We start from the raw sequence: 24878 nt of genomic DNA, 5'->3' as shown, positions 1-24878 counted from the left end.
CGGGACCCCCGCGCGGCCGGTGGCGGCCTAGAAGCTGAAGCTCAGGGTCGCCGAGACGGTGCGCGGCGCGCCGCGCGTGTAGAGCTGGGTGAACTCGTCCAGCATGCCGCCGATGTACTTCTCATCGAACAGATTGGTGACGTTCAGCTGCAGGTCGGCGTTGCGACCGCCCTCCAAGGGCAGGCGGTAACCGGCCGACAGGTCCACCAGCGTATAGGCCGGCAGGTAGAGGTTGGGCGTGTTGGGCGCGTCGCCGGCGGTCTTGCCGGTGTACTTGGCCCGAACGCCGGCCCGGAAGTTTTCGTGGCTGTAGTCCGCGCCCAGCGAGACCAGGGTGGTCGGAGCGCCCGGCACGTCGTTGCCGGCCTTGACGGGCTTGTCGGTGCCGGCGTTGGCGGTGCCGCCCAGGAACCCCGCCTTGTAGGTGGAGTCGTTCAGCGTCAGAGCGCCGAACAGGCCAAGCTCGTCGGTCAGGTCGAAGTTGACGCTGGCCTCGACGCCCTTGCTCTCGATGCCCTTGCCGGCGTTGGCGTAAGCCCCCGAGGTGCCCGCGGTGTAGTTGATGCCGCCGGTGGAACCCGACGGCCCGCCCGAAATGAAGTCGGCCGAGTAGAAGGTGATCGCGTGCTCGTAGTCGATGAAATAGGCGGTGACCTGGGCCGAAAGGCGCGGGCCGCGATAGCGCAGGCCGGCCTCGTAGTCGTTGGCCACCGAAGACTTCAGCTTGGAGGTGTCGGTCTGGGTCTTCTCCAGCGCCCAGTCACCCACCGCGCCGTAGTTCTGCGAGAAGCCGGCGAAGGCCTGCAGGCCGGCGTTGACCTTGTAGAGCGCCCCGACGCTGAACAGCAGGTCGGAGTCGGCGTTCAGGCTGGTCTTCAGCGGCGCCACCGGCTTGCCGTAGGCGTCCCAGCCCTCGGTCTCGCCGTCGATGTCGATCAGGTACTTCTGGACGCCGCCGGTCAGGGTCAGGTCGCCCAGGGTCCAGCTGTCCATCGCGTGCAGCTTCCACTGCTTGGTCTTGAAGTGCTGTTGGAAGTCGATCAGCTGGGGGCTTGTGTAATAGGCCGGCCCTTTGCGGATATCGACGATCTGGCGCCAGGCGCGGCCAAAGTCGCGGTCCAGCTCCTCGTACCAGGCCCCGACCTGCACCTGGTGCTGGCCGAAGGTGAAGTCGCCCTTCGAGGTGAAGCCGTAGCGGTCGTGCTCGTAGAGGCTGGTGCGATAGGTCTGGAGCGGCGTGCAGGTGGCGATCACCGAGCCGTCGGGATTATAGCAGAGCGACGCGTTGATCTTGGTTCCGTCGATGTCGGTGTAGTCGACGCCCTTGACCACGACGCGCTGGCGGCCGGCGCTGTCGGTCCAGCCGTAATAGGCCTTCTTGCGGCTGGCGCCCGGCGCGGTGCCGCCGGTGATGGTGCGGGTCAGGGTCGGGTCCAGCGCGATCTGCTGATAGGGCGGCGCCCAGTCGCCCTGCCCCTTCTGGTGATGGTAGTAGGGCGCGACCTCGAGCTTGACCGCGTCGTTCACGGCGTAGTCGAACTTGACGTAGCCCAGCGTGTTCTCGCGGTGCGCCGACCAGGCGTGGGCCCAGTTCTCGTTGACGCCGGCCGGGGTCGTGCCGGTCCAGGCCGGGACCGAGGCGTCGCCGGCGGTGGTGGCGTCCAGGAATTTCCGCGAGGCCTCGATCAGCGGGTCATCGACCGCCTTGTCGTAGGACAGGCGCGCGGTGACGGTCAGCTTGTCGAACTCGCTGACCGACTTGGCCTCGGCGTGCCACTCGTCGGCGCCGCTGCCGTCGCTGCAGCTGTGGACCCAGCGGCAGGCCGTGAAGCGGGCGACGCCGGCATAGGCGCGGGTGTTGCCGAAGATCCGGCCGGTGTCATAGACCCCGGCGTAGCGACGGGCGTCGTTGTCGCCGACGCTGACCGAGATCAGGCCGCCGGCCTCTTCCTTCGGGTCGCGCGTGACATAGGCGATGGTGCCGCCCAGGGCCGAGGCCGAGGCCGAGCCGACGCTGGTCGTGCCCTGGTCGATCTGGATGTGGTCGACCGTTTCGTTCATCAGGAACTTCTGGGCCGGCGCGCCGCCCAGATAGTACGAGGCGTTGTAGGCGGGCATGTCGTCGATGGTCTGGCCGATCTTCGACGAGCGCAGGTTGACGTCGAAGCCGCGGATGTTGACGCCGTAGGTCCACGGATCGGCGTTGAAGGCGTCCGATCCGCGGATGGACACGCCCGGCACGTCCTGGATGGCGTTGATGATGTTCATCGCCGCCGGCTGGGCGGCGATGGTCCGGTTGGAGACGATGGTGTTGCCGCGCGCCACCGTCGCGGAGGTGACGACGACCTCGTCGACCATGCTGGCGTCGCTGGGCGCGGCGTCCTTGGCGGTCGTTTCCTCGGCCCATGCCTGACCGCCGGCCAGCGCCATCGCCGCCGCGCCGTAGCAGAGCAGCGTCCTGAATTCGGGTTTCATCGGTTTCCCCTGATGTCCGTGAGCGGGGGCGCATCGCCGCCTCGCCGGACGGCTTCATGGGGCGCCGGATGGTCTGTCGGCCAAGCGTTTGGTTGTATGCGGCACATAGGCGCCGCCTATGGACGGCGTTGATGACGGTTTGACCGTCACGGCCCCGTCACGGCGATCGTCTAGTCACGTCCCTGTCATGGCCGCCAATTTCCAGCATCTGCGCGCCTTCCACGCCATCGCCCTGGAAGGCGGCGTCACCCGCGCCGCGCGGCGCCTCAACGTCGCTCAGCCGACCTTGTCTCAGCAGCTGAAGGCGCTGGAGGAGCGTCACGGCGTCAGCCTGTTCGAAAGCCGCCGCTCGCCGCTGAAGCTGTCGAACGCCGGACGCGACCTGCTGGCCCTGACCGAGCGCCTGTTCTCGGCGGCGGCCGACGTCGACGACATGCTGGGCGAGGCCACCAGCCTGGCTGGAGGCTCGCTGCGCCTCGGCTCCGACTGCCCGCCCCAGGCCGCCCGCATGGTCGCGCACTTTCGCCGCGAGAATCCCGGCTCCACCGTCCAGGTCCGGATGGGCAACGCCCGCCAGGTCATGCGCTGGCTGGGGGACTCGGAGATCGACGCGGCGATCGCCAGCGACCCTCCGGCCGACGGCCAGTTCACCTACGACCCGCTCTTTACCGACAGCCTGTGGATGGCGATGCCCAGCGATCACGCCTGGACCCAGGCCGAGACGACGCCGATCGCCTGGCTGGCCGAGGCGACCTTGCTGATCCGCGAGCCGAGTTCCAAGACCCGGGCCTTCACCGAACAGGCGCTCGCCGCGGCCGAGGTCGAGCCGACCGACACCCTCGAACTGCAGAGCCGCGAGACCATCCGCGAGGCGGTCGCCCTGGGCCTGGGCGTCAGCGCGTTCTTCTCGTCCGAATGCCCGCCCGACCCGCGCATCGCCTACCGCCCCCTCAGCGGCCTGGTGCGCGAGCAGCCCCTGCGCGGTTATCTGGTCTGCCAGCAGGAGCGCCGGCGCAGCGCCCTGATCCGGGCCCTGCGCGCCATCGCCGTGGAGTTGGGCGTCGACGCGAACTGACGCCCGCCCGGTCCAAGGCCGAACGCCTCGGTGGCGCCCCGTTCAGGCGCCGCGACAGCTACTTCGGCCCTCAGCCGAGGCGACGCCGCCGGCCCCACGCCACATAGACTCCGCCCATCAGCGAGAACCAGACGACAGCGGTGTAGAACACCGGCCGACTGCCTGGATCCAGCGCCATGATCGCCACCACCACCACGATGAACAGGATCACCAGGCCGTTGGCGACGGGATAGATCGGCATCGGAAAGCGCGTCTTGCCGGTTTCGCCCGCCCGGGTCCGCTGTCGACGGAAGTTGAGGTGGGCCAGGACGACCATCAGCCAGGTCCACAACAGCAGGGCCGCGACCAGGGCCATGACATAGGCGAAGAGCTTATCGGGGAAGACGTAGTTCAGCCCCACCCCGACCAGCATCGCGCCGCTCGAGAGGTTGAGGGCGTTGAGCGGCAGGCCGCGCGCGTTCAGCTTGGCCAGCGACCGGGGGGCCTGATCGCGCTCGGCCATGGCCGCCAGCACGCGGCCGGTGGCGTAGACGCCGCTGTTGCAGGTGGAGATCACCGCCGTCAGCACCACGAAATTGACGATGCTCGCGGCCGCCGGCAGGCCCAGACGGTCGAAGACCATGACGAAGGGGCTCTCGCCGCCGCTGAAGGTGCTCCAGGGCGCGATGGCCATGATCACCGCCAACGACCCGATGTAGAACAGCAGGATGCGCAGGATCACGCCGTTGATGGCCTTGGGCAGCGCCTTTTCCGGCTCGGCCGTCTCGGCCGCGGTGACCCCGACCAGTTCGGTGCCGCCGAACGAGAACAGCGCCACGGGCAAGGTCGCCAGCAGGCCGGCCACGCCATGCGGTGCCAGGCCGAACTTCCAGAGATTGGCCAGGTCGGCGGGCTGCCCCGGCGGGCCCAGATGCATCACGACCATCGCCGTTCCGCCCAGGATCAGCGCCAGGATGGCGACCACCTTGATGAGGGTGAGGCCAAATTCCATCTCGCCGAACAGCCGCGCGCCGTTGCGGTTGATAAGGTACAGCGTCACGAGCGTGATGAGCGCCGCCAGCCATTGCGGAAAGTCGGGCGCCCAGAAGCGAAGGAAGACGCCCACGGCGGTGATCTCGGCGATGCCCACCAGCACCCAGATCAGCCAATAGCTCCAGCCGGTGATGAACCCCGCCCAACGCCCGACGCAATCGTCGATATGGCCGGCGATCGACGGCGCGCCGGGCCGGTTCAGGGTCAGCTCGCCCAGGGCGCGGGCCATGAAGAACACGGCGAGGCCGGCCAGGGCGTAGGCGACCATCACGCTGGGGCCGGCCTGCGCTATGGCCTGGCCGCTGCCCAGGAACAGTCCGGAACCGATGGCACCGCCGATCGCGATGAACTGGATGTGGCGATTGTGGAGCACCCTGGCGAGGGACGGTGCGGCGCCCTGGTCCGGGCCGGTTTCTGCCGACGGCTTATGCAATGAGGTCTCCTTGTCGACGTCTATTGCCGTCTCCCGGGGGCGCGTGACAAGCAGGATCTGGAAAGGATGGAAGGCGCGTGGCCTTCGGCCCTGGTGGCGAGAAGCGTCCTCTTTCGGCGCCGGGCGCTCTTGCGCCGTGCGCGCAGCCACTGAAAATCAAGGTCGAGCAGAATCGGCGGTCTTCGACCAAACTCCCCTCCCCAACCGCCCTTCGGGCTGCCACCTTCAAGCCGCATTCAGAATGGGCCTCGCGCCTCGTTTCAGACCAGACAAGCTGCGCAAGGCGGCGAACACTTCGGAGGGATCGCTATGGTAGACGCCGCCATCAAGCCGGCAACGGGCGCCAAGGGGGGCAAGGAGGTCGGTCGCAAGGATGCCCTGGTGATCGGCGCGGCTTCCGTCGGCACCGTGTTCGAGTGGTACGACTTCTATCTCTACGGCTCGCTGGCCACCTACATCACCCATCACTTCTTCTCGGGCGTCAACGAGACGACCGGCTACATCTTCGCCCTGCTGGCCTTCGCGGCCGGCTTCGCGGTGCGCCCGTTCGGGGCCCTGGTGTTCGGACGCCTGGGCGACCTCTGGGGTCGCAAGAACACCTTCCTGGTCACCATGCTGCTGATGGGCCTGTCGACCTTCGTCGTCGGCCTGCTGCCCAGCTATGGCCAGATCGGCATCATCGCCCCGATCCTGCTGGTCGTCATGCGCCTGGTCCAGGGCCTGGCCCTGGGCGGCGAGTACGGCGGCGCGGCGACCTATGTGGCCGAGCACGCCCCGCCCGGCCGTCGCGGCCTCTACACCAGCTTCATCCAGATCACCGCCACCTTCGGCCTGTTCCTGAGCCTGATCGTCATCCTGCTGACCCGTTCCTCCGTCGGCGAGGACGCCTTCAAGGCGTTCGGCTGGCGCATCCCGTTCCTGATCTCGATCGCCCTGCTCGGCGTGTCGCTGTGGATCCGCCTGCAACTGGCCGAAAGCCCGTCGTTCGTGAAGATGGTCGAGGAAGGCAAGGGTTCGAAGAAGCCGCTGGCCGACTCGTTCGCCAAGTGGGGCAACCTGAAGATCGTCCTGCTGGCCCTGGTCGGCCTGACCGCCGGCCAGGCCGTGGTCTGGTACACGGGCCAGTTCTACGCCCTGTTCTTCCTGGAGAAGATGCTCAAGGTCGACGGGGCCCTGACCAATTCGATGGTCGCCATCTCCCTGCTGATCGGCACGCCGTTCTTCGTGTTCTTCGGCTGGCTGTCGGACAAGATTGGCCGCAAGCCGATCATCATGCTGGGCTGCGTCCTGGCGGCGCTCACCTACTTCCCGCTGTTCAAGACCCTGACCGTCGCGGCCAACCCCCAGCTGGCCGCCGCCGTCGCCACCGCGCCGGTGACCGTCGTCGCCAACCCCGGCGACTGCGCGTTCCAGTTCGACCCGATCGGCAAGACGGTGTTCAACCACTCCTGCGACCTGGCCAAATCCTACCTGGCCAAGGCCGGCGTCACCTACACCAACCAGGCCGCTCCGGCCGGGACGCTGGCGACGATCAAGATCGGCGACAAGGTCATCCCGTCCTTCGCCGGCGAGACCCTCGACAAGGCCGCGTTCACCGCCAGGAAGACGTCCTGGGAGAAGGACCTGGGCGCCGCGCTCAAGACCGCCGGCTATCCCGCCAAGGCCGACAGCGCGCTGGTCAACAAGCCGCTGGTCATCGCCATCCTGACGATCCTGGTGATCTACGTGACCATGGTCTACGGCCCGATCGCCGCCATGCTGGTCGAGTTGTTCCCGACCAACATCCGCTACACCTCGATGAGCCTGCCCTACCACATCGGCAACGGATGGTTCGGCGGTTTCCTGCCGACCACGGCCTTCGCCATGGTCGCCGCGACGGGCAATATCTATTACGGCCTCTGGTATCCGATCGTGGTCGCGGCGGTCACCGCCGTGGTCGGAATCCTGTTCCTCAAGGAAACCAAGGACGTCGATATCGAAGCCTGATCCAGGCGCGACGAACCTGCCAAACCTGGGGCGGTCCCGGCGGGCCGCCCCTTCCTTGTCCGCAAGGCAAAGGGAAACCAGACCACTGAACCCGGCCGCTCGCCGCCCTAACGTTCAAGCCGCCGCCTTCCTAGATATGGTCTGTTCATTGGGAACCACCCCTGCCGACGCCGGTTGTGCAGCAACGGCAAGGGCCGCGCCTGGGAGATGACCGATGACCAGTCCGATCAAGACCCTGTCCGAAGCCGGCCAAGGCGTCTGGCTGGATTTCGTCGATCGCAAGTTTCTCGCGGACGGCGGCCTCGACGCGCTGATCGCCCAGGACGGCCTGACCGGCGTCACCTCCAACCCGTCGATCTTCGAAAAGGCCATCGGCCACGGCGACGCCTATGACGAAGGCCTGCACGCCTTCCTCGAGGCCCACCCCGACGCCAGCGCCGTGGACGCCTACGAGAGCCTGGCCATCGCCGACATCCAGTCGGCCGCCGACAAGCTGCGTCCCACCTACGACCGCCTGAACGGCAAGGACGGCTATGTCAGCCTGGAGGTCTCGCCCTACCTGGCCAACGACACCGACGCGACCATCGAGGAGGCCCGGCGGCTGTGGAAGACCGTCGACCGTCCGAACCTGATGATCAAAGTGCCCGGAACCAAGGCCGGTGTCCCGGCCGTTCGCGCGCTGATCGAGGCCGGCCTCAACATCAACATCACCCTGCTGTTCGCGATCGAGGCCTACCAGGCGGTGGCCGAAGCTCACCTGGCCGGACTGGAGGCGCGGGTCGCCAAGAGCCAGCCGATCGATCGGGTCGCCAGCGTCGCCAGCTTCTTCGTCAGCCGCATCGACTCCCAGATGGACAAGAAGATCGCCGACCTCGAAGCGGCGGGCGACCCGAAGGCGGCGGAGGCGAAATCCCTGGCCGGCCGGATCGCCATCGCCAACGCCAAGCAGGCCTACGCCTGGTATGAGGAGATGATCGCCGGCGACCGCTGGAAGGCTCTGGCCGCCAAGGGCGCCATGCCGCAGCGCCTGTTGTGGGCCTCGACCGGGGTCAAGAACCCCGACTATCGCGACGTCCTCTATGTCGAGCCCCTGATCGGCCCCGACACCGTCAACACCCTGCCGCCCAAGACCCTGGACGCCTTCCGCGACCACGGTCGCGTGGCCCAGACGCTGTCCGAAGGTCGCGCCGAGGCCGAGGCCGTGCTCGACAAGGCTCAGGCCTTGGGGCTCGATCTGCCTGGGGTCACCGCCGCCCTGGTCGTCGACGGCGTCAAGCAGTTCTCCGACGCCGCCGACGCCCTGCTCGGCGCGGTGGAGGACAAGCGCGCCGCCTTTGTTCAAGACCTCCGGAAGTGACCGGCGGAACGATCGCCGCGAACGCAACAGCTTGAAGGATCTCGGATCATGAAGATCGGTGTGATCGGCCTTGGCCGCATGGGCGCGAACATCGTGCGCCGCCTGATGCGCGGCGGCCATGAGGTGGTGGTCTACAACCGCTCGCCCGAGCCGGTGCTGGAACTGGCCCAGGAAGGCGCGATCGCCTCGGACGGCCTGGCCGACATGCACGGCAAGCTGGACGGTCCGGCGATCTTCTGGGTCATGCTGCCGGCCGGTCCGGTCACCGACGCGACGATCGACGAGATCGCCGCCCTGGCCAAGCCCGGCGACATCGTCATCGACGGCGGCAACAGCTTCTACAAGGACGACATCCGTCGGGCCAAGGCGCTGCGCGAGAAGAGCCTGCACTATGTCGACGTCGGCACATCGGGCGGCGTCTGGGGGCTGGAGCGCGGCTACTGCATGATGATCGGCGGCGACGAGGCCGTGGTCCGCGGGCTCGACCCGATCTTCGCCACGCTGGCCCCGGGCTACGGCTCGATCGTCCGCACGCCGGGCCGGGACCCGGCCGACGACCGCGCCGAGCGCGGCTACATCCACGCCGGTCCCGCCGGGGCCGGCCACTTCGTGAAGATGATCCACAACGGCATCGAATACGGCCTGATGCAGGCCTATGCCGAGGGCTTCGACATCCTCAAGGGCAAGGCGTCGCAAGCCCTGCCCGAGGACGAACGCTTCACTCTGAACCTGCCCGACATCGCTGAGGTCTGGCGGCGGGGCAGCGTGGTCAGTTCCTGGCTGCTCGACCTCAGCGCCATCGCCCTGGCCAAGGACGGCGCGCTGACCCAGTTCAGCGGCCACGTCGCCGACAGCGGCGAGGGCCACTGGACCATCGAGGCGGCGATGGAAGAGGCGGTGCCGGCCAACGTGCTGTCGGCCGCCCTCTATGCGCGCTACCGCTCGCGGGTCGACCACACCTTCGGCGAGAAGCTGCTGTCGGCGATGCGCTTCGGCTTCGGCGGCCATGTCGAGGCGCCGAAGTGAGCGGGACGCCGATCAAGCTCTTCGTTTCCGACGTCGACGGCACGCTGGTGCGACACGACAAGAGCCTGGCGCCGGCCACGGTCGACGCCTTCGCTCGCCTGCGCGCCGCCGGCGTCCAGGCCACACTGATCAGCGCCCGACCGCCGAGCGGCATGCTGGCCCTGGCCAGGGCCCTGGACATCCAGGGTCCGTTGGGCGCGTTCAACGGCGGCACGATCCTGCGCGCCGACGGGACCATCGAGAGCGCCCAGCGCCTCGACCCGGCCGCGGCGCGCGCGGCCCTGGCCCTGCTCGAACAGGCCGGCGTCGAGATCTGGCTGTTCGCCCACGGCCTCTGGTACGCGCGCTCGGCCGAGGGAATCCGCGTGCCGCACGAGCGCTTGGCGGCCGACCTCGAGCCGACCCTGGTGTCCGACTTCGACGGCCTTGACCAGGTCGACAAGATCGTCGGGCTCAGCGAGGACTTCGCGGCGCTCGAACGCCTGGAGGCCGTGGTCAGCCAGGCCGTCGGCCCGGCCGCGACCATCGCCCGATCACAGCCGTACTTCCTCGACATCACCGCCCCGGCCGCCAACAAGGGCGATGGCGTCGCGGCGATCGCCCGGGCGGCGGGGGTTCCCCTGCCCCAGGTGGCGGTGATCGGCGACATGCCCAACGACCTGCCGATGTTCGCCCGCGCGGGCCTGTCGATCGCCATGGGCCAGGCCCCGGAGGCCGTTCGCGCCGCCGCCGGCTTCGTGACCAGCTCCAACGAGGAGGACGGCGTCGCCGCCGCCATCGACCGCTTCGTGCTGCGCGTCGAGGCGCCGGCCTGAACCTGCCCTACCCGGCGGCCGGTTCGCGCCTGATCCGCCGCAGCGTCGCGATCGTCGCGTGGCAGGCCAGGGCGGCTTCCCGCCCCTTGTTCTCGGCGTCGTCGCGGCTGCGGATCACCGCCTGCTCGTCGGTATAGGTCGTCAGCACGCCGAAGGTGATCGGCGTTTCGGTGGTCAGGCCCGCCGCCATCAAGCCAAGGCTGGCGCCCAGGCTGATGAACTCGAAGTGGGCGGTGTCGCCCTTGATGACGCAGCCCAGGCAGACCACGCCGTCATAGCGGCCCGTGCGCGCCAGGGTCTGGGCGATCAGCGGCAGCTCGAAGGCGCCGGGCGCGTCGATCACGTCGGTCGGCGCGACGGTCACGCCCTTGGCCGTCAGGTGATCGAGCGCGCCCTTCAGAAGGCCGTCGGTGACCTCGGGGTTGAAGCGGCTGACGACGATGGCGATGCGGCTAGCCGCGATGGGATCTGTCATGGGGAACTCGTGTCAGGAGGCGCGCGCCAGGCGGTGGCCCAGCTTGTCGCGCTTGGTGTCGAGATAGCCGGCGTTGTGCGGCGTGGACGGTATGGTCAGCGGCAGTTCCTCGCTGACCGCCAAACCGTTGGCGCGCAGGCCGGCGGCCTTGCGAGGATTGTTGCTCAGCAACCGAATACGTTCGACGCCCAGCGCCTTGAGGATCTGGGCCGCGACGCCGTAGTCGCGCAGGTCATCGGCGAAGCCCAGGGCGTGGTTGGCCTCGACCGTGTCCAACCCTTGGTCCTGCAAGGCGTAGGCGGCGATCTTGTTGGCCAGCCCCACGCCCCGCCCCTCATGGCCGCGCAGATAGAGCAGCACGCCGTCGCCGCTGTCGCCGATCCGTTTCAACCCCTCCCGCAGCTGCGCGCCGCAATCGCAACGCTGCGAGCCAAGGGCGTCGCCGGTCAGGCATTCGGAATGCGCCCGCACCAGCGGGGCGCCGCTCAGCGGTCCCCGGATCAGGGCCAGATGCTCACTGCCGTCGACGCGACTACGGAAGGCGCGGACCTGGAAGGGGCCGGCGCCGTGCACGGACGGAAGCCGGGCGGCGGCCACCTCGTCGACCAGGACCTCGGTCGCCATCCGATGGGCCGCGACCTCGGCGATGGTCAGGATCGGGATGTCGTGGCGGCGGGAGAAGGCCTCCAGAGCCTCCATCCGCGCCATGGTCCCGTCGTCGTTCATGATCTCGCAGATGACGCCGGCCGGCGCGAGGCCCGCCAGCTTCATCAGGTCGACCGAGCCTTCGGTGTGACCGGCCCGGGCCAGGACTCCGCCGGGCACGGCGCGCAGCGGGAAGACGTGGCCCGGCGAGACGAGATCGCCGGCCTTGGCCCCCGGCGCGATCGCCGCGGCGATGGTCCGCGCCCGGTCGAAGGCCGAGATGCCGGTGTCGACGCCGGTCGCCGCCTCGATCGAGACGGTGAAGGCCGTCTGGCGGCTGGTGCGGTTGTCGGCGACCATCGGCGGCAGGCCCAGGCGATCGACCGCCTCGCCCTCCAGGGTCAGGCAGACCAGGCCGCTGGCCTGGCGGGCCATGAAGGCGATGGCCGGGCCGTCGGCGAACCGCGCGGCCATGACCAGGTCGCCCTCGTTCTCGCGGTCCTCGTCATCGACGAGGATGATCATCCGGCCGGACTTCAGGCGTTCGATGGCGTCAGATAGGCGTGACATAGCCGCTCCACGTATTTGGCCAGCACGTCGACCTCGACATTGATCGGGTCGCCGACGGCGGCGTGCTGCAGGTTGGTGTGGGTCCAGGTGTGGGGGATCAGGGTGACGCCGACCGCGAACCGGCCGTCCGCGCCCGCCGCCTCGACGCTGTTGAGCGTCAGGCTGATCCCGTTGAGGGCGATCGAGCCCTTCTCGACGCAGAAGCCGCGCAGGCTTTCGGGCAGGGTCAGGCGCAGGCGCCACGAGCCGCCGTCGTCGATGATCTCGGCCAGACGGGCCTCGCCGTCGACATGACCCTGGACGAGGTGGCCGGACAGCCGCGTGGCCAGGGTCACCGAACGTTCGAGGTTGAGGCGGGTCCCGGCGACGATCGCCTCCAGATTGGTGCGGGCCAGGGTCTCGGGGCTGACGAAGAAGTCGGCCTGGCCCCCGTCGTCGTGGCGGACGACGGTCAGGCAGACGCCGTTGACGGCCACGCTCTCGCCCAGTTCGAGATCGGGAAAGCCCGTCTCGACGGTCAGCCGTCGCGAACCGTCACCCTCGGGAACGATGGCGGTCACCTGGCCGATCTGTTCGACGATTCCGGAAAACATCGGGTCTCCTTGCGCTTCAGGCGGCCAGCCGGTTGAGGATCTCGACCGTGTCGGGCTCGCCGGGACGGGGGCTCTGGCGGATGGTCACGTGCTCGTCCCAGAGGTCGGCGGCGCGGAAGGCGTCGAGCAGGGTCGGGCCGCATTCCACCAGGGCCTCCAGCACGCCGCTGGCGGCGAGGTCGGCCAACAGCGCGGGAATGTCGTCATGCAGGCTGACCTCGAAACCATGCCTTCGCGCCGCATCGAGATAGGCGGCCGGGGTGCGTCGCCGACGATCGAGGACGGCCAGCCGCCGGGGCGCCCGGCGGGGGTCGGGCACGTGGCGCACGGTAAACAGCGGGGCGTCGGCCAGGATGGTCCCGGAACCGGTGACGATCGCGTCGGCCCGCCGCCGCAGCTGGTGGGCCAGGGCGAGCGAGGCCTGCGACGTGAAGGTCCTTGCGCCGGCCGGCGGGGCCATGCCGCCCTCGGCGGTCAAGGCCTGTTTGACGGTCAGCCACGGTCGTCCGTGGACAGACCATGTGACAAACGGGGCGATCAGGCGTGCGGCCTGGCGGGAAAGGCCCGTGGCGTCGCGATGGTCCAGGTCGCCGGCGAAGGCGACCTCCAGGCCCGCTCGGGCCAGGCGCGCCCCGCCCTCCCCGGCCACCGCCGGGTTGGGGTCGCGCGCTCCGATCCAGACGGCCTGGACGGGACTGGCCAGGATCGCCTCGACGCAAGGCGGGGTGCGGCCGTGGTGATTGCAGGGTTCGAGGGTGACGATCAGCGTATGAACGCGATCGATCAGGCCCGTCTCACGACAGACCGCGAGCGCGGCGGCCTCGGCATGGAGGCCACCGGCTTGCTGGTGGGCCGCGCAGGCCAGCACCACGCCCCGAGCGTCGAGCACCGCGCAGCCGACCGGCGGATTTGGCGCGGTGGCGCCGGCGAAGGCTTCGGCGGCGGTCAGGGCCTGGCGGAAACCGTCGGCCACGGCGTCCGCCGGCACGGGAGGGCAAGTCGTCATGCCGGCGAGTTAGGGCGGAAGGCGCGACCCGGCCAAGCGCGCGTTCGTTTTCGAAACTCTTACATTTTAGACGCCGCGAGAAATGACCTCGGCGGTTTTTGCGCCTAGGAGCTTGACGATGACCTGCTCGACCCCGCCTCGGCCATGAAAGGCCCCCTCAACAGCGTCGAGCCGCACGGCGACTGGGCGCCGGGCCTGCAGAAGGCGCGGCTCTACGACCTGATCCTGATGGACATCATCCTGGGCGAACTGGCGCCCATGCAGGTGCTGGAGGAGAAGGCCCTGGCCGCGCGCTACGCCGGCGGGGTCGGCGGGGTGCGCGACGCCCTGGGCCGGTTGGCCCTGGAGGGCCTGGTCATGCGACGCCCGCGGGTGGGCACCATCGTCGCCCCGCTGGACATCGCCGAGATCGAGCACGCCTTCGAGGTGCGGCGGATGCTGGAAGGGCGGACGGCGGCGCTGGCGGCGCGCAACGCCCGGCCCTCGGACCTGGTCGCCATCGCCGGGGCCTTCGACGGCGCCGAGGCGGCGATCGCGGCCGGCGACTTCCGCGCCATGCTGGCGATGGATCACGCCTTCCACCGCGCGGTCGCCTTCGCCACCCACAACCCGACCCTGGCTCGCTTCGTCATCGCCCTGCAGAACGTCGCGACCCGGTTCTGGATCTGGCAGATGGAGAAGCAGACGCCAGAAGACCAGTTGAAGGACGTGATGCTGCACAGGGCGATGGCCCGGGCCATCGCCGACCGGGACCCGGTCGCGGCCGAGGCCACCTGCGCCCTGCTGATCGGCGAGCCGCCCAGCGCGCAACACGGTTGAGAAGGACGACGTGCGAAGGGGCGCGTGTGTCCGACGCCAGCCATCAAACACAAGCTCTAATGCCCCGTTTCTTAGAACTCCACCTGCAAGCGGGCCTGGGCCACGGTGACGTCGGCGTCCAGTTCGGCGCCCCCGATGCTGCGATTGTCGATCTTCGCCCGAGTCAGGTTTCCGGTCAGCCGGACGTAACTGTAGGGGTACCAATTGGCCCCGACCGTGACGGCGCGGTAGATTCCCGCCGTGGCCAGGCCGGTCTGCAGCGATGGAGCCACCGCCGTATTGGCAGCCATGTCGCTGAGGTCGGCGTAGTCGTAGCGGGCCGCCAGCTCCAGCGCGCCCAAGCCGCCCTTGTCGAGCGGATGGGCTACCTTGATCCGGCCGAACGAACCGTTGGGATTGTAGGGGCGCGTCTCGCCGGTCGGGAACCAGCTGGCGGCGGCGTAAGCGGTGACGATGTCGAAATTGTCGCCGCCCAGGGTCGGGCTCAGGCTGGTGGCGATACGGTCGACCCGGATCTGGGCGGCTTCGGCCTGCAGCGACAGGGCGCGGTGCATCCAGGCGCCTTCCAGGGCCAGGGTGGTGTCGCTGTCGCCGACCGCGCCGGTGCTCAACAGGGTCGCGCCTGACGCGGTCTGCGGCCGGAAGGCGGTGTTGGCGGCGGTCGAATAGGTGAAGCCGGTCTCGCCGCCGCGGTCGCGCCGGCGCGCCCAGACCCCCAGATGCAGGCGGTCGCTCTCGGACAGCTTGGGCGACCAGGTGGCCCGCACCGTCGCGCCCATGCGCTCGACCGCCTGGTTGGGATCAAAGCCGCCGGTCACGTCGGCCTTGTTGATGCTGTCGCCCTGCAGGGCTGCCCACAGCGACCAGTTGGGGCCCGTACGCACCGCCTCCAGCGCCAGGGTGTATCCGGCGTCGATCAGGTCACCATAGGCGCCGCGCTCCATGAAGGTGATCGACTTGAATGAGGTCAGGCCCTCCAGTGAGGCGGCCTTCTGGTTGCCGGCCAGCAGCGAGGTCTGTTTGTCGAGCTTGTATTCGATGATGGCGTCGTCCCAGCCCCAGGCGCCGCCGCTGACCGCGCCGCCCTCCAAGCGATAGGCCCAGCGGCCGGTCTGACCCTCGACGCCGAGGAACAGCTGGCGGGCCTTGAATTGGCGGGCATGGTAGTCGGCCAGGCCGTCGCGCTCGGTGGTGGAGTCCACCGCGTCAAGCGACATCCGCCCACGCAGCTTGAAGGTCGCGCCCGAGCCGTCGGTGAAGCGCGGCGAGTTCTCCCAGCGGATCGGCTCTACCGCCGGCTTGGACGCCAAGGTGGCGATGGGCGTGCCTGCGGCGGCGGGCGCGGCCGTTGGCGGCGCGGTCGGGGGCGCTGCCTGGCGTTCGAGCACGTCGAGCCGCGCCTGCAGCGCCTGGATCTGCGCCTTCAGCGCGGCGAGGTCGGGATCTTCGGCATGAGCCGCGCCGGCGAGGCTGGCGGCGACGAGGGCCGTGGTGGCGAAAAGGATGCGCATGATGGAGTCTCCCCTCTCCGGCGCCGCGCGCCGGAAGACGGTCAGGATCAGGATCAGGATGGGAAAGAAAGGCCGCCGAAGCGGCCTCCAACCGGGGGGAGCGCCTATTCGGCCGCGATCGTGCCTGGGTCCGGCGAGGGCTCGACATGACCGGCCAGGGCCGCCTCCAATTGGTCCGCGTCCAGGCCGCGCTCCCAGCGCGAGACCACGATGGTGGCCACGGCGTTGCCCATGAAGTTGGTCAAGGCCCGGCATTCGGACATGAAACGGTCGACGCCGAGGATCAGGGCCATGCCGGCCACCGGCACCGAGGGCACCACCGACAGGGTTGCCGCCAGGGTGATGAACCCCGCTCCCGTGACGCCGGCCGCGCCCTTCGAGCTCAGCATGGCCACGCCCAGTAGCAGCAGTTGGTCGCCCAGCGTCAGGTGGACGCCGGTGGCCTGGGCGATGAACAGCGCCGCCAGGGTCATGTAGATGTTGGTGCCGTCCAGATTGAACGAATAGCCCAGGGGCACGACCAGCCCGACGACGGACTTGGGGCAGCCGGCCCGTTCGAGCTTCTCGATCAGGCTGGGCAGCGCCGCTTCCGAGGAGCTGGTGCCCAGCACCAGCAGCAGTTCGGCCTTCAGGTAGCGGATCAGGCGGAAGATCGAGAAGCCGTTGGCCTTGGCGACCAGGCCCAGGATCACGACCACGAACAGAAGCGAGGTCAGGTAGAAGGTCCCCACCAAGGCGGCCAGATTGACGACCGAACCGATGCCGTACTTGCCGATGGTGAAGGCGAAGGCCCCGAAGGCCCCGATCGGCGCGGCCTTCATTAGCACGTGCACCAGCTTGAAGAACGCCTCGCCCACCGAGTTCAGCAGGTCCAGCACCGGCTGGCCGCGATCGCCGATCAGGGCCAGGGACAGGCCGAACAGGATCGAGAAGAACAGCACCTGCAGGATCTCGCCCTCGGCGAAGGCGCTGACCACGGTGTCCGGAATGATATGCAGCAGGAAGCCGACGATGGTCTGGTCGTGAGCCTTGGAGGCGTAGGAGGCCACGGCGTGGGGGTCGAGGCTGGCGGGGTCGATGTTCATGCCGGCGCCCGGATGGACGACGTTGGCGACGACCAGGCCAATGATCAGGGCCAGGGTCGAGAACACCAGGAAATAGATGAAGGCCTTGAGGGCGACGCGGCCGACCTTGTCCAGGTCCCGCATGCCGGCGATGCCGGTGACGACGGTGAGGAAGATCACCGGCGCGATGATCATCTTGACCAGCTTGATGAAGCCGTCGCCCAGCGGCTTGAGGGACTCGCCGACATGCGGCCAGAAATGCCCGATCGTCGCGCCCAGCACGATGGCGGTCAGCACCTGGAAGTAGAGGTGCTGGTAGAAGCGTTGCGGCCGCGCGGGCGCGGTGGGGCTGATTGTCTTCACTGTCGCCTCATGGGCTGGCCCGAGGGCCGCGTTTCCGTTCCCGCGTCCCTTTGCGAAGGCGCTTGGTTAGACGATCCTTGCTGAACGAAAGCGGCGCAAGCACAGCAGACGGAAGCCATTAGGTATTGATTTTGTTGACTTTTGCTTCTCCCTATCCACCTAGGCGCGTAGAGGGGGCGGCGATTTTCCGCCAACGCGGAGGCATTGTGTGCGAAAATCCGCACACATCTTCACGGATCGCCGCATGACTCCGCCGCCGCCGCCGCCCCTGAGAGACCCGATCACCCGGCGCTGGACGGTGTTCGTCGCCGTTTCGCTGGCGCTGCTGGTCGCCGCCGTGTGGACCGCCGGCGCCGTTGCCGAACGACGGGCCACGGCCGACCTGTCCCGCCAGGCGCGGGCCTCCGCCGCCCTGCACGCGGCGGTGCTGCGCAGCGAGCTGGCCAAGCACCGTTCCCTGCCCTTCGTCCTGGCCCAGGACCCCGACGTGGCGTCGGTCCTGCGCTCGACCGATCCCGCCGGGATCGGGGCGCTGAACCGCAAGCTCGAGACCCTGAGCGAGGGCACGCGCGCCGCGGTGATCTATGTGCTGAACGCCCGGGGCGTGACCATAGCCGCCAGCAACTGGCGACAGCCCACCAGCTTCGTCGGGTCCGACTACAGCTTTCGCCCCTATTTCCGCGACGCCCAGCGGGCCGGCGTCGCCGAGCTGTTCGCCCTGGGCACGGTCAGCCGTCGCCCCGGCCTGTTCATGTCGCGCCGGGTCGACGGCCCGGACGGCTTGCTGGGCGTGGTCGTGGTCAAGGTCGAGTTCGAGCAACTCGAGGCCGACTGGTCGTCGGCGGAACCGGCCTTCGCGGCCGACGCCGAGGGCGTGATCCTGGTGACGTCGATCGCGCCCTGGCGGTTCTCGACGCTTTCGCCCCTGCCCGCCGCCGAGCAGCGGCGACTGCGCGCCGAGCACCGGTTCGGCGAGGCGCCGTTCACGGTGTTGGACCTCAAGCCCCCCGTGGCGGCCGCCCGAACGCCGGCCCTGGTCTCGGTCGCTCTGCCCGGCCAGCCGTCCGCCCGGTTCATGGCCGCCAGCGCCGACCCCGGCGCGGCGGGCTGGACGGTGTTCACCCTGACGCCGACCGGCGCGACCCTGCGCACGGCGGTGGCCGCGGCCCGGGCCGTGGCCCTGCTGATCGGCCTGGCGGCGTGCGGCCTGGGAGCGGCCCTGTTGCGGTGGCGCGGCCAGGCCACGGCGCGCGCCGCCCGCCAGGAGGCCGCGCGCGCCGAGCTGGAAGCCCGGGTCGGGGAACGCACGGCCGAGCTGCGCAAGACCAACCGCAAGCTGACGATCGAGATGGAGGAACGGCGCCGGGCCGAGGCGCACGTCCACCTGATGCAGGACGAACTGGTGCAGTCCAACAAGCTGGCCACCCTGGGCCAGATCGCGGCGGGCGTGGCCCACGAGATCAACCAGCCGGTCGCGGCCATTCGCGCCTATGCCGACAACGCTGCGGTGTTCCTGGAGCGCGCCGATCCGGAGACCGCGCGCAGCAATCTGGGCCTGATCGCCGGCCTGACCGACCGGATCGGCCTGATCACCGACCAGCTCCGCGCCTTTGCCCGCAAGACCAGCGCGCCGCTGGCCCCGGTGACGGCGCACGAGGCGATCGAGGGCGCCTTGCTGCTGGTCGGACCGCGCATGCGCCAGCAGGGCGTCCGCGTCGTGCGGTCGGAAGCGGACGAGGACCTGCAGGTCATGGCCGAGCGCTTCCGGCTGGAACAGGTGCTGGTCAACCTACTGCAGAACGCCATCGAGGCGCTGGACGGCGCGGCCGATCCCGAGATCGCGATCCAGGTCTCCTCGCGGCGCAACCAGGTGCGGATCGTGGTCGCCGACAACGGCCCCGGCCTGTCGCCTCAGGCGGTGAAGACCCTGTTCACGCCCTTCGCCACCACCAAGCCGCGCGGCCTGGGCCTGGGCCTGGTCATCAGCCGCGACATCGTCACCGAGTTCGGCGGCGAACTGACGCTCGAGCCCGGCCCGGGCGCGCGCTTCGTCATCACCTTGCCCAAGGCCCGCTAGATGCCGCTTTCCGTCAATCAGGTCGCCTTCATCGACGACGACGACGCCCTGCGCGGGGCCAATGTCCAGACCCTGCAGCTGGCCGGCTTCGACGTCCTGGCCTTCGCCTCGGCCGAGGACGCCCTGGCCGATCTGTCCGACAGCTTTCCCGGCGTGGTGGTCAGCGACATCCGCATGCCGAGGATGGATGGGCGCCAGCTGTTCCGGCGTCTGCGTGACCAGGACAAGAACCTGCCGGTCATCCTGATCACCGGCCATGCCGACGTCGCCGAGGCCGTCGAGGCCCTGCACGAGGGCGTCTACGACTTCGTCGCCAAGCCCTATGCGCCCGAACGCCTGGTCTCCAGCGTCCGGCGGGCCCTGGAGACCCGCCGCCTGGTGCTGGAGAACCGCCGCCTGCGCGCCGCCGCCGACGCCGCCCAGGGCGACGGGCCCCTGATCGGCCAGACGGCCGTGATGGAGCGCCTGCGCTCCACCCTGCGGCAACTGGCCAACGCCGATGTCGACGTGCTGCTGGAGGGCGAGACCGGCGTCGGCAAGGAGCTGGCGGCGCGCGCCCTGCACCTGTGGGGACGCCGGCGCGACCGCGAGTTCGTGACCATGGATTGCGCCGCCCTGCCGTCCAGCATGCTGGAGAGCGAGCTGTTCGGCCATGAACTGGGGGCCTTCAGCGGCGCGGTCCGCCAGCGGGTCGGACGCATCGAACAGGCCGATCGCGGCACCCTGTTCCTCGACGAGATCGAGACCCTGCCCCTCGACGCCCAGGGCAAGTTCCTTCGCCTGCTGGAAGAGCGCGAGATCGTGCCCCTGGGCTCCAACCGCCCCCGCACCCTGGACATCCGCGTGGTCGCCGCGGCCAAGACCAACCTCGGCGCGGCCGTCACCTCCGGACTGTTCCGCGAGGACCTGTTCCACAGGCTGGACGTCGTGCGGATTCGCATTCCGCCGCTGCGCGAGCGGCGCGACGACATCCCGCTGCTGTTCGCCCACTTCCTGGCGCGAGCGTCCGAGCGGCTGGGCGGGTCGCCGCGGGCCGTCGACGACGCCGTCCACTGGCGACTGCTCAACCACGACTGGCCGGGCAATGTGCGCGAGCTCAACCACTACGCCCAGCGCGTCGCCCTGGGGCTCTCCGACCAGGCCGGCCTGCCCCAGGCCGCCGACCTCGGCTCGCTGCCGGAACGCGTCGCGACCTACGAGGCGCACCTCATCGAGGAGGCCCTGACCAGCGCCGGCGGAGACGTCCGCGCGGCGCTCGGCCTGCTGCGCATTCCGCGCAAGACCTTCTACGACAAGGTGGAACGCCACAAACTGAGCCTGGACAAGCACCGCCAGCGCGCGAAGTGACCTCCACGGAAGGGATATAAGGATATCTTTATGTCCCCATTGACGCGGCGCGCGGATTGGTCCCAGATAGGGTCGTCGTGGTTCTCCGGGGTCTTGCGATTCCGGAGCTAAGAGGGAAGTCGGTGAGGGCGTGAAAACCCGAGGCCGGCGCTGCCCCCGCAACTGTGAGCGGTGAGCCGCTGTCCGATGAGTGTCACTGACACGCCGAGCTGGATCGGTGGCGTGTCGGGAAGGCCAGGACAGGGGCGTCGACCCGTGAGCCAGGAGACCTGCCCCGACAGATAACGTCCTCCGGCGGGGTGCCCGGTCTGGTCGCTAGCAAGGCGCGACCGGGCCGCGATGGCCCGTGCGCGATCCGTCGCGCGCGCCCCGACCAGCCTCTCGCCGCAACACCGGCAGAGGCTTTTGAACATGACCGTCACCATCGCCACCCTGGGCTTTCCCCGCATCGGCCCACGCCGCGAATTAAAAAGCGCGCTCGAGGATCACTGGGCGGGCAGAACGGACGCCCCCACCCTGCTCGCGACCGCCGCCAGGCTTCGCGCCCAGACCTGGGAACGCCAGAAGGCGCTGGGCGTGAACCACGTGCCCAGCAATGATTTCTCGCTCTACGACCATGTGCTGGACACCAGCGTCATGGTCGGCGCCATCCCGTCGACCTACGGCTGGACCGGCGGACCGATCGACACCGCCGCCTATTTCGCCATGGCTCGCGGAACCCAGGGGGCCGCGAGCGAGGAAGCCTGCGCCCACGGCCATTCCCATGACCACGGCGCCGGCCTGCCGGCCATGGAGATGACCAAGTGGTTCGACACCAACTACCACTACCTGGCCCCCGAGGTGTCGCGCGACCAGGCCTTCGTCCTGGCCTCGACCAAGGCGATCGACGAGTTCCTCGAGGCCAAGGCCCTGGGCATCCACACCCGGCCCGTGCTGCTGGGCCCGGTGACCTTCCTCAAGCTGGCCAAGACCCGGGACGCGGGGTTTGATCCGCTTTCGCTGCTTTCGGCCCTGGTCCCGGTCTATATCGACGTCCTGCAGCGCCTGACGGCGGCCGGCGCCGACTGGGTGCAGATCGACGAGCCCTGCCTGGCCCTCGACCTCACCGACTTCGAGCGGGCCGAACTGCGCCGCGCCTATGGCGCGCTCAGCCACGCCACGCCCGGCCTGCGCCTGATGCTGACCAGCTATTTCGGCGGCTATGGCGACAACCTTTCGACCGCAGCCAACCTGCCGGTCGACGGCTTGCACGTCGACCTGGTCCGCGCCCCGGAACAGCTCCACGCCGTGCTGGCGCACTGCCGCGACAGCCTGGTCCTGTCGCTCGGGGTGATCGATGGCCGCAACGTCTGGCGCGCCGACCTCGAAGCGCTGCTCGACCGCCTGGACCCCATCGTCTCGGCGCGGGGCGGCGACCGGGTCATCCTGGCCCCGTCCTGTTCGTTGCTGCACACCCCGATCGACCTGGAAATCGAAACGGCGCTCGACCCGGAGGTCCGCCAGTGGCTGGCCTTCGCCGTCCAGAAGATCGAAGAGCTCGCCGTGCTGGCCACGGCCTTGAACGAGGGGCGGACCCGCGTCGCCCCGGCCCTGGCGGCCAGCACCACGGCGGCCCAGGCCCGCCGGACCTCGCCGAAGATCCACGACGCGGCGGTGGCCGCCCGCCTGGCCGCCACGACGCCGGCCATGGCCCGTCGCCAGTCCGGTTTCAGCCGCCGGCAGGCCCTGCAGATCCCGCGCCTGAACCTGCCCGCCTTCCCGACCACCACCATCGGCTCGTTCCCCCAGACCGAAGCGGTCCGCAAGGCTCGCTCGGCCCACGGCAAGGGCGGGTTGAGCGACGCCGACTATGCGGTGTTCCTGCGCGAGGAGACCGCCCGCGCCGTCGCCTGGCAGGAGGAGGTCGGCCTGGACGTGCTGGTGCACGGCGAGTTCGAGCGCAACGACATGGTGCAGTATTTCGGCGAGCAGCTGTCGGGCTTCACCTTCACCAAGCATGGCTGGGTGCAGTCCTACGGCTCGCGCTGCGTGCGCCCGCCGATCCTCTATGGCGACGTCTCGCGTCCCCGGCCGATGACGGTGGAATGGTGGCGCTACGCCCAGAGCCTGACCAACCGGCCGATGAAGGGCATGCTGACGGGGCCGGTGACCATCCTCAACTGGTCGTTCGTGCGTGACGACATCTCCCGCGAACAGGCCTGCCGGCAGATCGCCCTGGCGATCCGCGACGAGGTCGTCGACCTGGAAGCGGCCGGCGCCAAGGTCATCCAGATCGACGAGGCGGCCCTGCGCGAAGGCCTGCCGCTGCGGCGCGGCGACTGGGAGGCCTACCTGTCCTGGGCGGTCGAGTGCTTCCGGCTGACGGCCTCCGGCGTCGCCGACCACACCCAGATCCACACCCACATGTGCTATTCGGAGTTCAACGACATCATCGCCGCCATCGGCGCCATGGACGCCGACGTCATCTCCATCGAGACCGCGCGCTCGAAGATGGAGCTGCTCGACGCCTTCGCCAGCTACGCCTATCCGGCCGAGATCGGGCCCGGCGTCTACGACATCCACTCGCCGCGCGTGCCGGCGGTCGAGGAGATGACGCAACTCCTGAGCGCCGCCCGGACCCGGCTGTCGGCCGGCCAGCTTTGGGTCAATCCCGACTGCGGCCTCAAGACCCGCAAGTGGCCGGAAACCCGCGCCGCGCTCGTCAACATGGTCGCCGCCGCCAAGGCCGCTCGCCAGACCCTGAGCGCGGAGGACAGGCCCGTTCCCGCCTGATCGGCCTCAGGTCACGAACGGAAACGGCGACAGGGCCTTGCTGGATTCCTCGACCAGCAAGGTCCTGTTGATCGGCGCCGCCGCCCGCTGCGGACAGGCCGGCCGCTCGCAGATCCGGCAGGACGGGCCGATCTCGACCGCGACCGGGGCGGCGATGTCCAGCCCGCGCGCATAGGCCAGCTTGGCGGCGTATTTCAACTCGCAGCCCAGGCCGATGACCAGTTCGTCCTCCTGGCCGGCCTGCAGGCCGGACACCCGGCGAACCGTGCGCGACAGGGTGAAGTAGCGCTCGCCGTCCGGCGTCTCGATCACCTGGGTGAGGATGCGCCCCGGGGTCTTGAAGCTGTCGTGGACGTTCCAGCGCGGACAGGTGCCGCCGAACCGCGAGAACGGGAAGGCGCCGGCCGCGAACCGCTTGGAGATGTTGCCGGCCGCGTCCAGCCGGACCATGAAGAACGGCACGCCGCGCGCGCCCGAGCGGCCCAGGGTCGTCAGTCGCTGGGCCGCCTGTTCGAAGCTGATGCCGAACCGCGACCGCACCCGCTCGATGTCGTAGCCGCTGGCCTCCAGCGCCGCCAGGAATGGTCCGTAGGGCATCATGATCGCCCCGGCCAGATAGTTGCCCAGGAACACCTTGAGCAGCTGGCGACTGGCGCGGTCGGGAGCCTTGAAGCGGTCGGCCAGGGCGGTCAGGTCATCGCCATATTCCAGCAGGCCCAGCTGATAGCACATCGCGAAGATCCGGCTGGCCGGCGCCAGGGTCTCCGACAGCATCAGCCGCTTGCGGTGGTGGTCGTAGCGACGCAGCGAGCTGCTCATCACCTCGACCGGCATCACCCGGGTCTGCACGCCATGCCGGGTCTGCAGGCGCTCGCGCACCGCCGGGCCCAGGTCCTGCGGGTCCGCCTTCAGGAGGGCGACCACAGCCTCGGCGCAGGTTTCGAGCTCGGGGAAATAGTTGCGCTGCGAGCTGACAAGGTCTCGCACCCAATCCGTCGGCTGCAGGGTGGCGACTCCCGAGGGCGCGATCCCTTCCACCCGGTCGAAGGCGCCCAGGTCGATCAGCCGCTCGCGATCGATATAGGCCCGGTAGAGCCGCACCACCGCCTCGGTGACCGCCGGCGACACCTCGGCCACCTCGGCGGCCTCGTGACGCCCGATGCCCAGATCGGCGAACATCTTGTCGCCCAGCACCTCCTCCAGTCCGGCCCCGCCGCCGGGATCGTCGGCCGCCAGGCTGCGGAAATCCAGGTCGTAGGCGTCGGCCAGGCGCAGCAGCATCTGGGCCGTCACCGGCCGCTGGTTGCGCTCCAGCAGGTTCAGGTAGCTGGCCGAGACCTCCAGGTCCTCGGCCATGCGGGTCTGGGTGATGCCCAGGTCGCGCCGCAGCCGCTTCAACCGGCCGCCGAGAAAGAGCTTCTTGTCCGAGGTCGCCAT

Annotated in this window: 18 protein-coding genes and 1 riboswitch; of the genes, 9 read left to right on the top strand and 9 right to left on the bottom strand. The window is 69.4% G+C overall.

What is annotated here, in order from left to right:
* Positions 1–27 precede the first annotated feature (27 nt).
* Positions 28–2475 (bottom strand): TonB-dependent receptor domain-containing protein, encoded by a 2448-nt coding sequence (locus PMI01_RS00850; protein ID WP_007661768.1) that lies wholly within the window; start codon positions 2473–2475, stop codon positions 28–30.
* Positions 2476–2662: 187 nt separating this feature from the next.
* Between PMI01_RS00850 and PMI01_RS00845 the strand changes: the two genes are divergently transcribed.
* Complete coding sequence (locus tag PMI01_RS00845) at positions 2663–3550, top strand: LysR substrate-binding domain-containing protein (RefSeq protein ID WP_007661766.1); 888 nt, start codon at positions 2663–2665, stop codon at positions 3548–3550.
* A gap of 70 nt (positions 3551–3620) precedes the next feature.
* On the opposite strand, the gene PMI01_RS00840 is transcribed toward PMI01_RS00845, so the two are convergent.
* The gene (locus PMI01_RS00840; RefSeq protein WP_007661764.1) at positions 3621–5015 is read right to left on the bottom strand and encodes an amino acid permease; all 1395 of its coding nucleotides are present in this window, start codon (positions 5013–5015) and stop codon (positions 3621–3623) included.
* A 309-nt stretch (positions 5016–5324) separates the two neighbouring features.
* Between PMI01_RS00840 and PMI01_RS00835 the strand changes: the two genes are divergently transcribed.
* From PMI01_RS00835 to PMI01_RS00820, 4 genes are all read left to right on the top strand, one after another.
* Positions 5325–7001: an MFS transporter gene (locus PMI01_RS00835; RefSeq protein WP_007661753.1), complete on the top strand. Its 1677-nt coding sequence runs from the start codon at positions 5325–5327 to the stop codon at positions 6999–7001.
* Between the two features lie 214 nt (positions 7002–7215).
* Complete coding sequence (gene tal / locus PMI01_RS00830) at positions 7216–8358, top strand: transaldolase (RefSeq protein WP_007661752.1); 1143 nt, start codon at positions 7216–7218, stop codon at positions 8356–8358.
* A gap of 48 nt (positions 8359–8406) precedes the next feature.
* Positions 8407–9384, top strand: coding sequence for a phosphogluconate dehydrogenase (NAD(+)-dependent, decarboxylating) (gene gnd, locus PMI01_RS00825; protein ID WP_007661743.1), 978 nt, complete (start codon positions 8407–8409; stop codon positions 9382–9384).
* Positions 9381–10199, top strand: coding sequence for a Cof-type HAD-IIB family hydrolase (locus tag PMI01_RS00820; RefSeq protein WP_007661741.1), 819 nt, complete (start codon positions 9381–9383; stop codon positions 10197–10199). Before gnd ends, PMI01_RS00820 begins: the two co-directional genes overlap by 4 nt.
* Before the next feature lie 7 nt (positions 10200–10206).
* Here the strand turns inward: PMI01_RS00820 and ribH are convergent, their stop codons facing one another.
* From ribH to ribD, 4 genes are read right to left on the bottom strand one after another with little or no spacing between them, the layout of a single operon-like run.
* Positions 10207–10674, bottom strand: coding sequence for a 6,7-dimethyl-8-ribityllumazine synthase (gene ribH / locus PMI01_RS00815; RefSeq protein ID WP_007661740.1), 468 nt, complete (start codon positions 10672–10674; stop codon positions 10207–10209).
* Positions 10675–10686: 12 nt separating this feature from the next.
* Positions 10687–11889: a 3,4-dihydroxy-2-butanone-4-phosphate synthase gene (gene ribB / locus PMI01_RS00810; protein WP_007661738.1), complete on the bottom strand. Its 1203-nt coding sequence runs from the start codon at positions 11887–11889 to the stop codon at positions 10687–10689.
* Positions 11856–12482 carry a riboflavin synthase gene (locus tag PMI01_RS00805; RefSeq protein ID WP_007661736.1) on the bottom strand — a complete coding sequence of 209 codons (627 nt, stop codon included), beginning with the start codon at positions 12480–12482 and terminating at the stop codon, positions 11856–11858. Before PMI01_RS00805 ends, ribB begins: the two co-directional genes overlap by 34 nt.
* A 16-nt stretch (positions 12483–12498) precedes the next feature.
* Positions 12499–13455, bottom strand: a complete 957-nt coding sequence (gene ribD, locus PMI01_RS00800; protein ID WP_007661734.1) for a bifunctional diaminohydroxyphosphoribosylaminopyrimidine deaminase/5-amino-6-(5-phosphoribosylamino)uracil reductase RibD — start codon at positions 13453–13455, stop codon at positions 12499–12501.
* 177 nt (positions 13456–13632) lie between these two features.
* Here ribD and PMI01_RS00795 point away from each other — a divergent pair, with 177 nt between their 5' ends.
* Complete coding sequence (locus PMI01_RS00795; RefSeq protein ID WP_007661732.1) at positions 13633–14307, top strand: GntR family transcriptional regulator; 675 nt, start codon at positions 13633–13635, stop codon at positions 14305–14307.
* Between the two features lie 71 nt (positions 14308–14378).
* Here the strand turns inward: PMI01_RS00795 and PMI01_RS00790 are convergent, their stop codons facing one another.
* Both PMI01_RS00790 and PMI01_RS00785 read right to left on the bottom strand, forming a co-directional pair.
* Positions 14379–15818: an OprO/OprP family phosphate-selective porin gene (locus tag PMI01_RS00790; protein WP_007661730.1), complete on the bottom strand. Its 1440-nt coding sequence runs from the start codon at positions 15816–15818 to the stop codon at positions 14379–14381.
* Between the two features lie 104 nt (positions 15819–15922).
* Positions 15923–17245, bottom strand: a complete 1323-nt coding sequence (locus PMI01_RS00785; RefSeq protein ID WP_007661727.1) for a dicarboxylate/amino acid:cation symporter — start codon at positions 17243–17245, stop codon at positions 15923–15925.
* A 244-nt stretch (positions 17246–17489) separates the two neighbouring features.
* Here PMI01_RS00785 and PMI01_RS00780 point away from each other — a divergent pair, with 244 nt between their 5' ends.
* From PMI01_RS00780 to metE, 3 genes are all read left to right on the top strand, one after another.
* The gene (locus tag PMI01_RS00780; RefSeq protein WP_007661725.1) at positions 17490–19322 is read left to right on the top strand and encodes an ATP-binding protein; all 1833 of its coding nucleotides are present in this window, start codon (positions 17490–17492) and stop codon (positions 19320–19322) included.
* Positions 19323–20669: a sigma-54-dependent transcriptional regulator gene (locus PMI01_RS00775; protein ID WP_007661723.1), complete on the top strand. Its 1347-nt coding sequence runs from the start codon at positions 19323–19325 to the stop codon at positions 20667–20669.
* 71 nt (positions 20670–20740) lie between these two features.
* Positions 20741–20961: riboswitch (cobalamin riboswitch) on the top strand.
* 119 nt (positions 20962–21080) lie between these two features.
* Positions 21081–23441 (top strand): 5-methyltetrahydropteroyltriglutamate--homocysteine S-methyltransferase, encoded by a 2361-nt coding sequence (metE, locus tag PMI01_RS00770; RefSeq protein ID WP_007661722.1) that lies wholly within the window; start codon positions 21081–21083, stop codon positions 23439–23441.
* 6 nt (positions 23442–23447) lie between these two features.
* Here the strand turns inward: metE and PMI01_RS00765 are convergent, their stop codons facing one another.
* A complete protein-coding gene (locus PMI01_RS00765) occupies positions 23448–24878 on the bottom strand; it encodes a helix-turn-helix domain-containing protein (RefSeq protein ID WP_007661721.1) in 1431 nt (476 codons plus the stop codon).

This window comes from Caulobacter sp. AP07 (genome assembly GCF_000281955.1).
Classification (GTDB): Bacteria; Pseudomonadota; Alphaproteobacteria; order Caulobacterales; family Caulobacteraceae; genus Caulobacter.
Note: the sequence above shows the minus strand (reverse complement) of the source record. Positions and strands in the feature narration are given on the sequence as shown.

What these genes read in the sequence shown, in the direction of transcription:
- PMI01_RS00790 (WP_007661730.1), bottom strand. Translation starts at nt 15,818, where the DNA reads ATGCGCATCCTTTTCGCCACCACGGCCCTCGTCGCCGCCAGCCTCGCC.
- ribB (WP_007661738.1), bottom strand. Translation starts at nt 11,889, where the DNA reads ATGTCACGCCTATCTGACGCCATCGAACGCCTGAAGTCCGGCCGGATG.
- tal (WP_007661752.1), top strand. Translation starts at nt 7,216, where the DNA reads ATGACCAGTCCGATCAAGACCCTGTCCGAAGCCGGCCAAGGCGTCTGG.
- PMI01_RS00780 (WP_007661725.1), top strand. Translation starts at nt 17,490, where the DNA reads ATGACTCCGCCGCCGCCGCCGCCCCTGAGAGACCCGATCACCCGGCGC.
- PMI01_RS00850 (WP_007661768.1), bottom strand. Translation starts at nt 2,475, where the DNA reads ATGAAACCCGAATTCAGGACGCTGCTCTGCTACGGCGCGGCGGCGATG.
- ribH (WP_007661740.1), bottom strand. Translation starts at nt 10,674, where the DNA reads ATGACAGATCCCATCGCGGCTAGCCGCATCGCCATCGTCGTCAGCCGC.
- gnd (WP_007661743.1), top strand. Translation starts at nt 8,407, where the DNA reads ATGAAGATCGGTGTGATCGGCCTTGGCCGCATGGGCGCGAACATCGTG.
- PMI01_RS00805 (WP_007661736.1), bottom strand. Translation starts at nt 12,482, where the DNA reads ATGTTTTCCGGAATCGTCGAACAGATCGGCCAGGTGACCGCCATCGTT.
- PMI01_RS00835 (WP_007661753.1), top strand. Translation starts at nt 5,325, where the DNA reads ATGGTAGACGCCGCCATCAAGCCGGCAACGGGCGCCAAGGGGGGCAAG.
- PMI01_RS00765 (WP_007661721.1), bottom strand. Translation starts at nt 24,878, where the DNA reads ATGGCGACCTCGGACAAGAAGCTCTTTCTCGGCGGCCGGTTGAAGCGG.
- PMI01_RS00795 (WP_007661732.1), top strand. Translation starts at nt 13,633, where the DNA reads ATGAAAGGCCCCCTCAACAGCGTCGAGCCGCACGGCGACTGGGCGCCG.
- PMI01_RS00845 (WP_007661766.1), top strand. Translation starts at nt 2,663, where the DNA reads ATGGCCGCCAATTTCCAGCATCTGCGCGCCTTCCACGCCATCGCCCTG.
- metE (WP_007661722.1), top strand. Translation starts at nt 21,081, where the DNA reads ATGACCGTCACCATCGCCACCCTGGGCTTTCCCCGCATCGGCCCACGC.
- PMI01_RS00775 (WP_007661723.1), top strand. Translation starts at nt 19,323, where the DNA reads ATGCCGCTTTCCGTCAATCAGGTCGCCTTCATCGACGACGACGACGCC.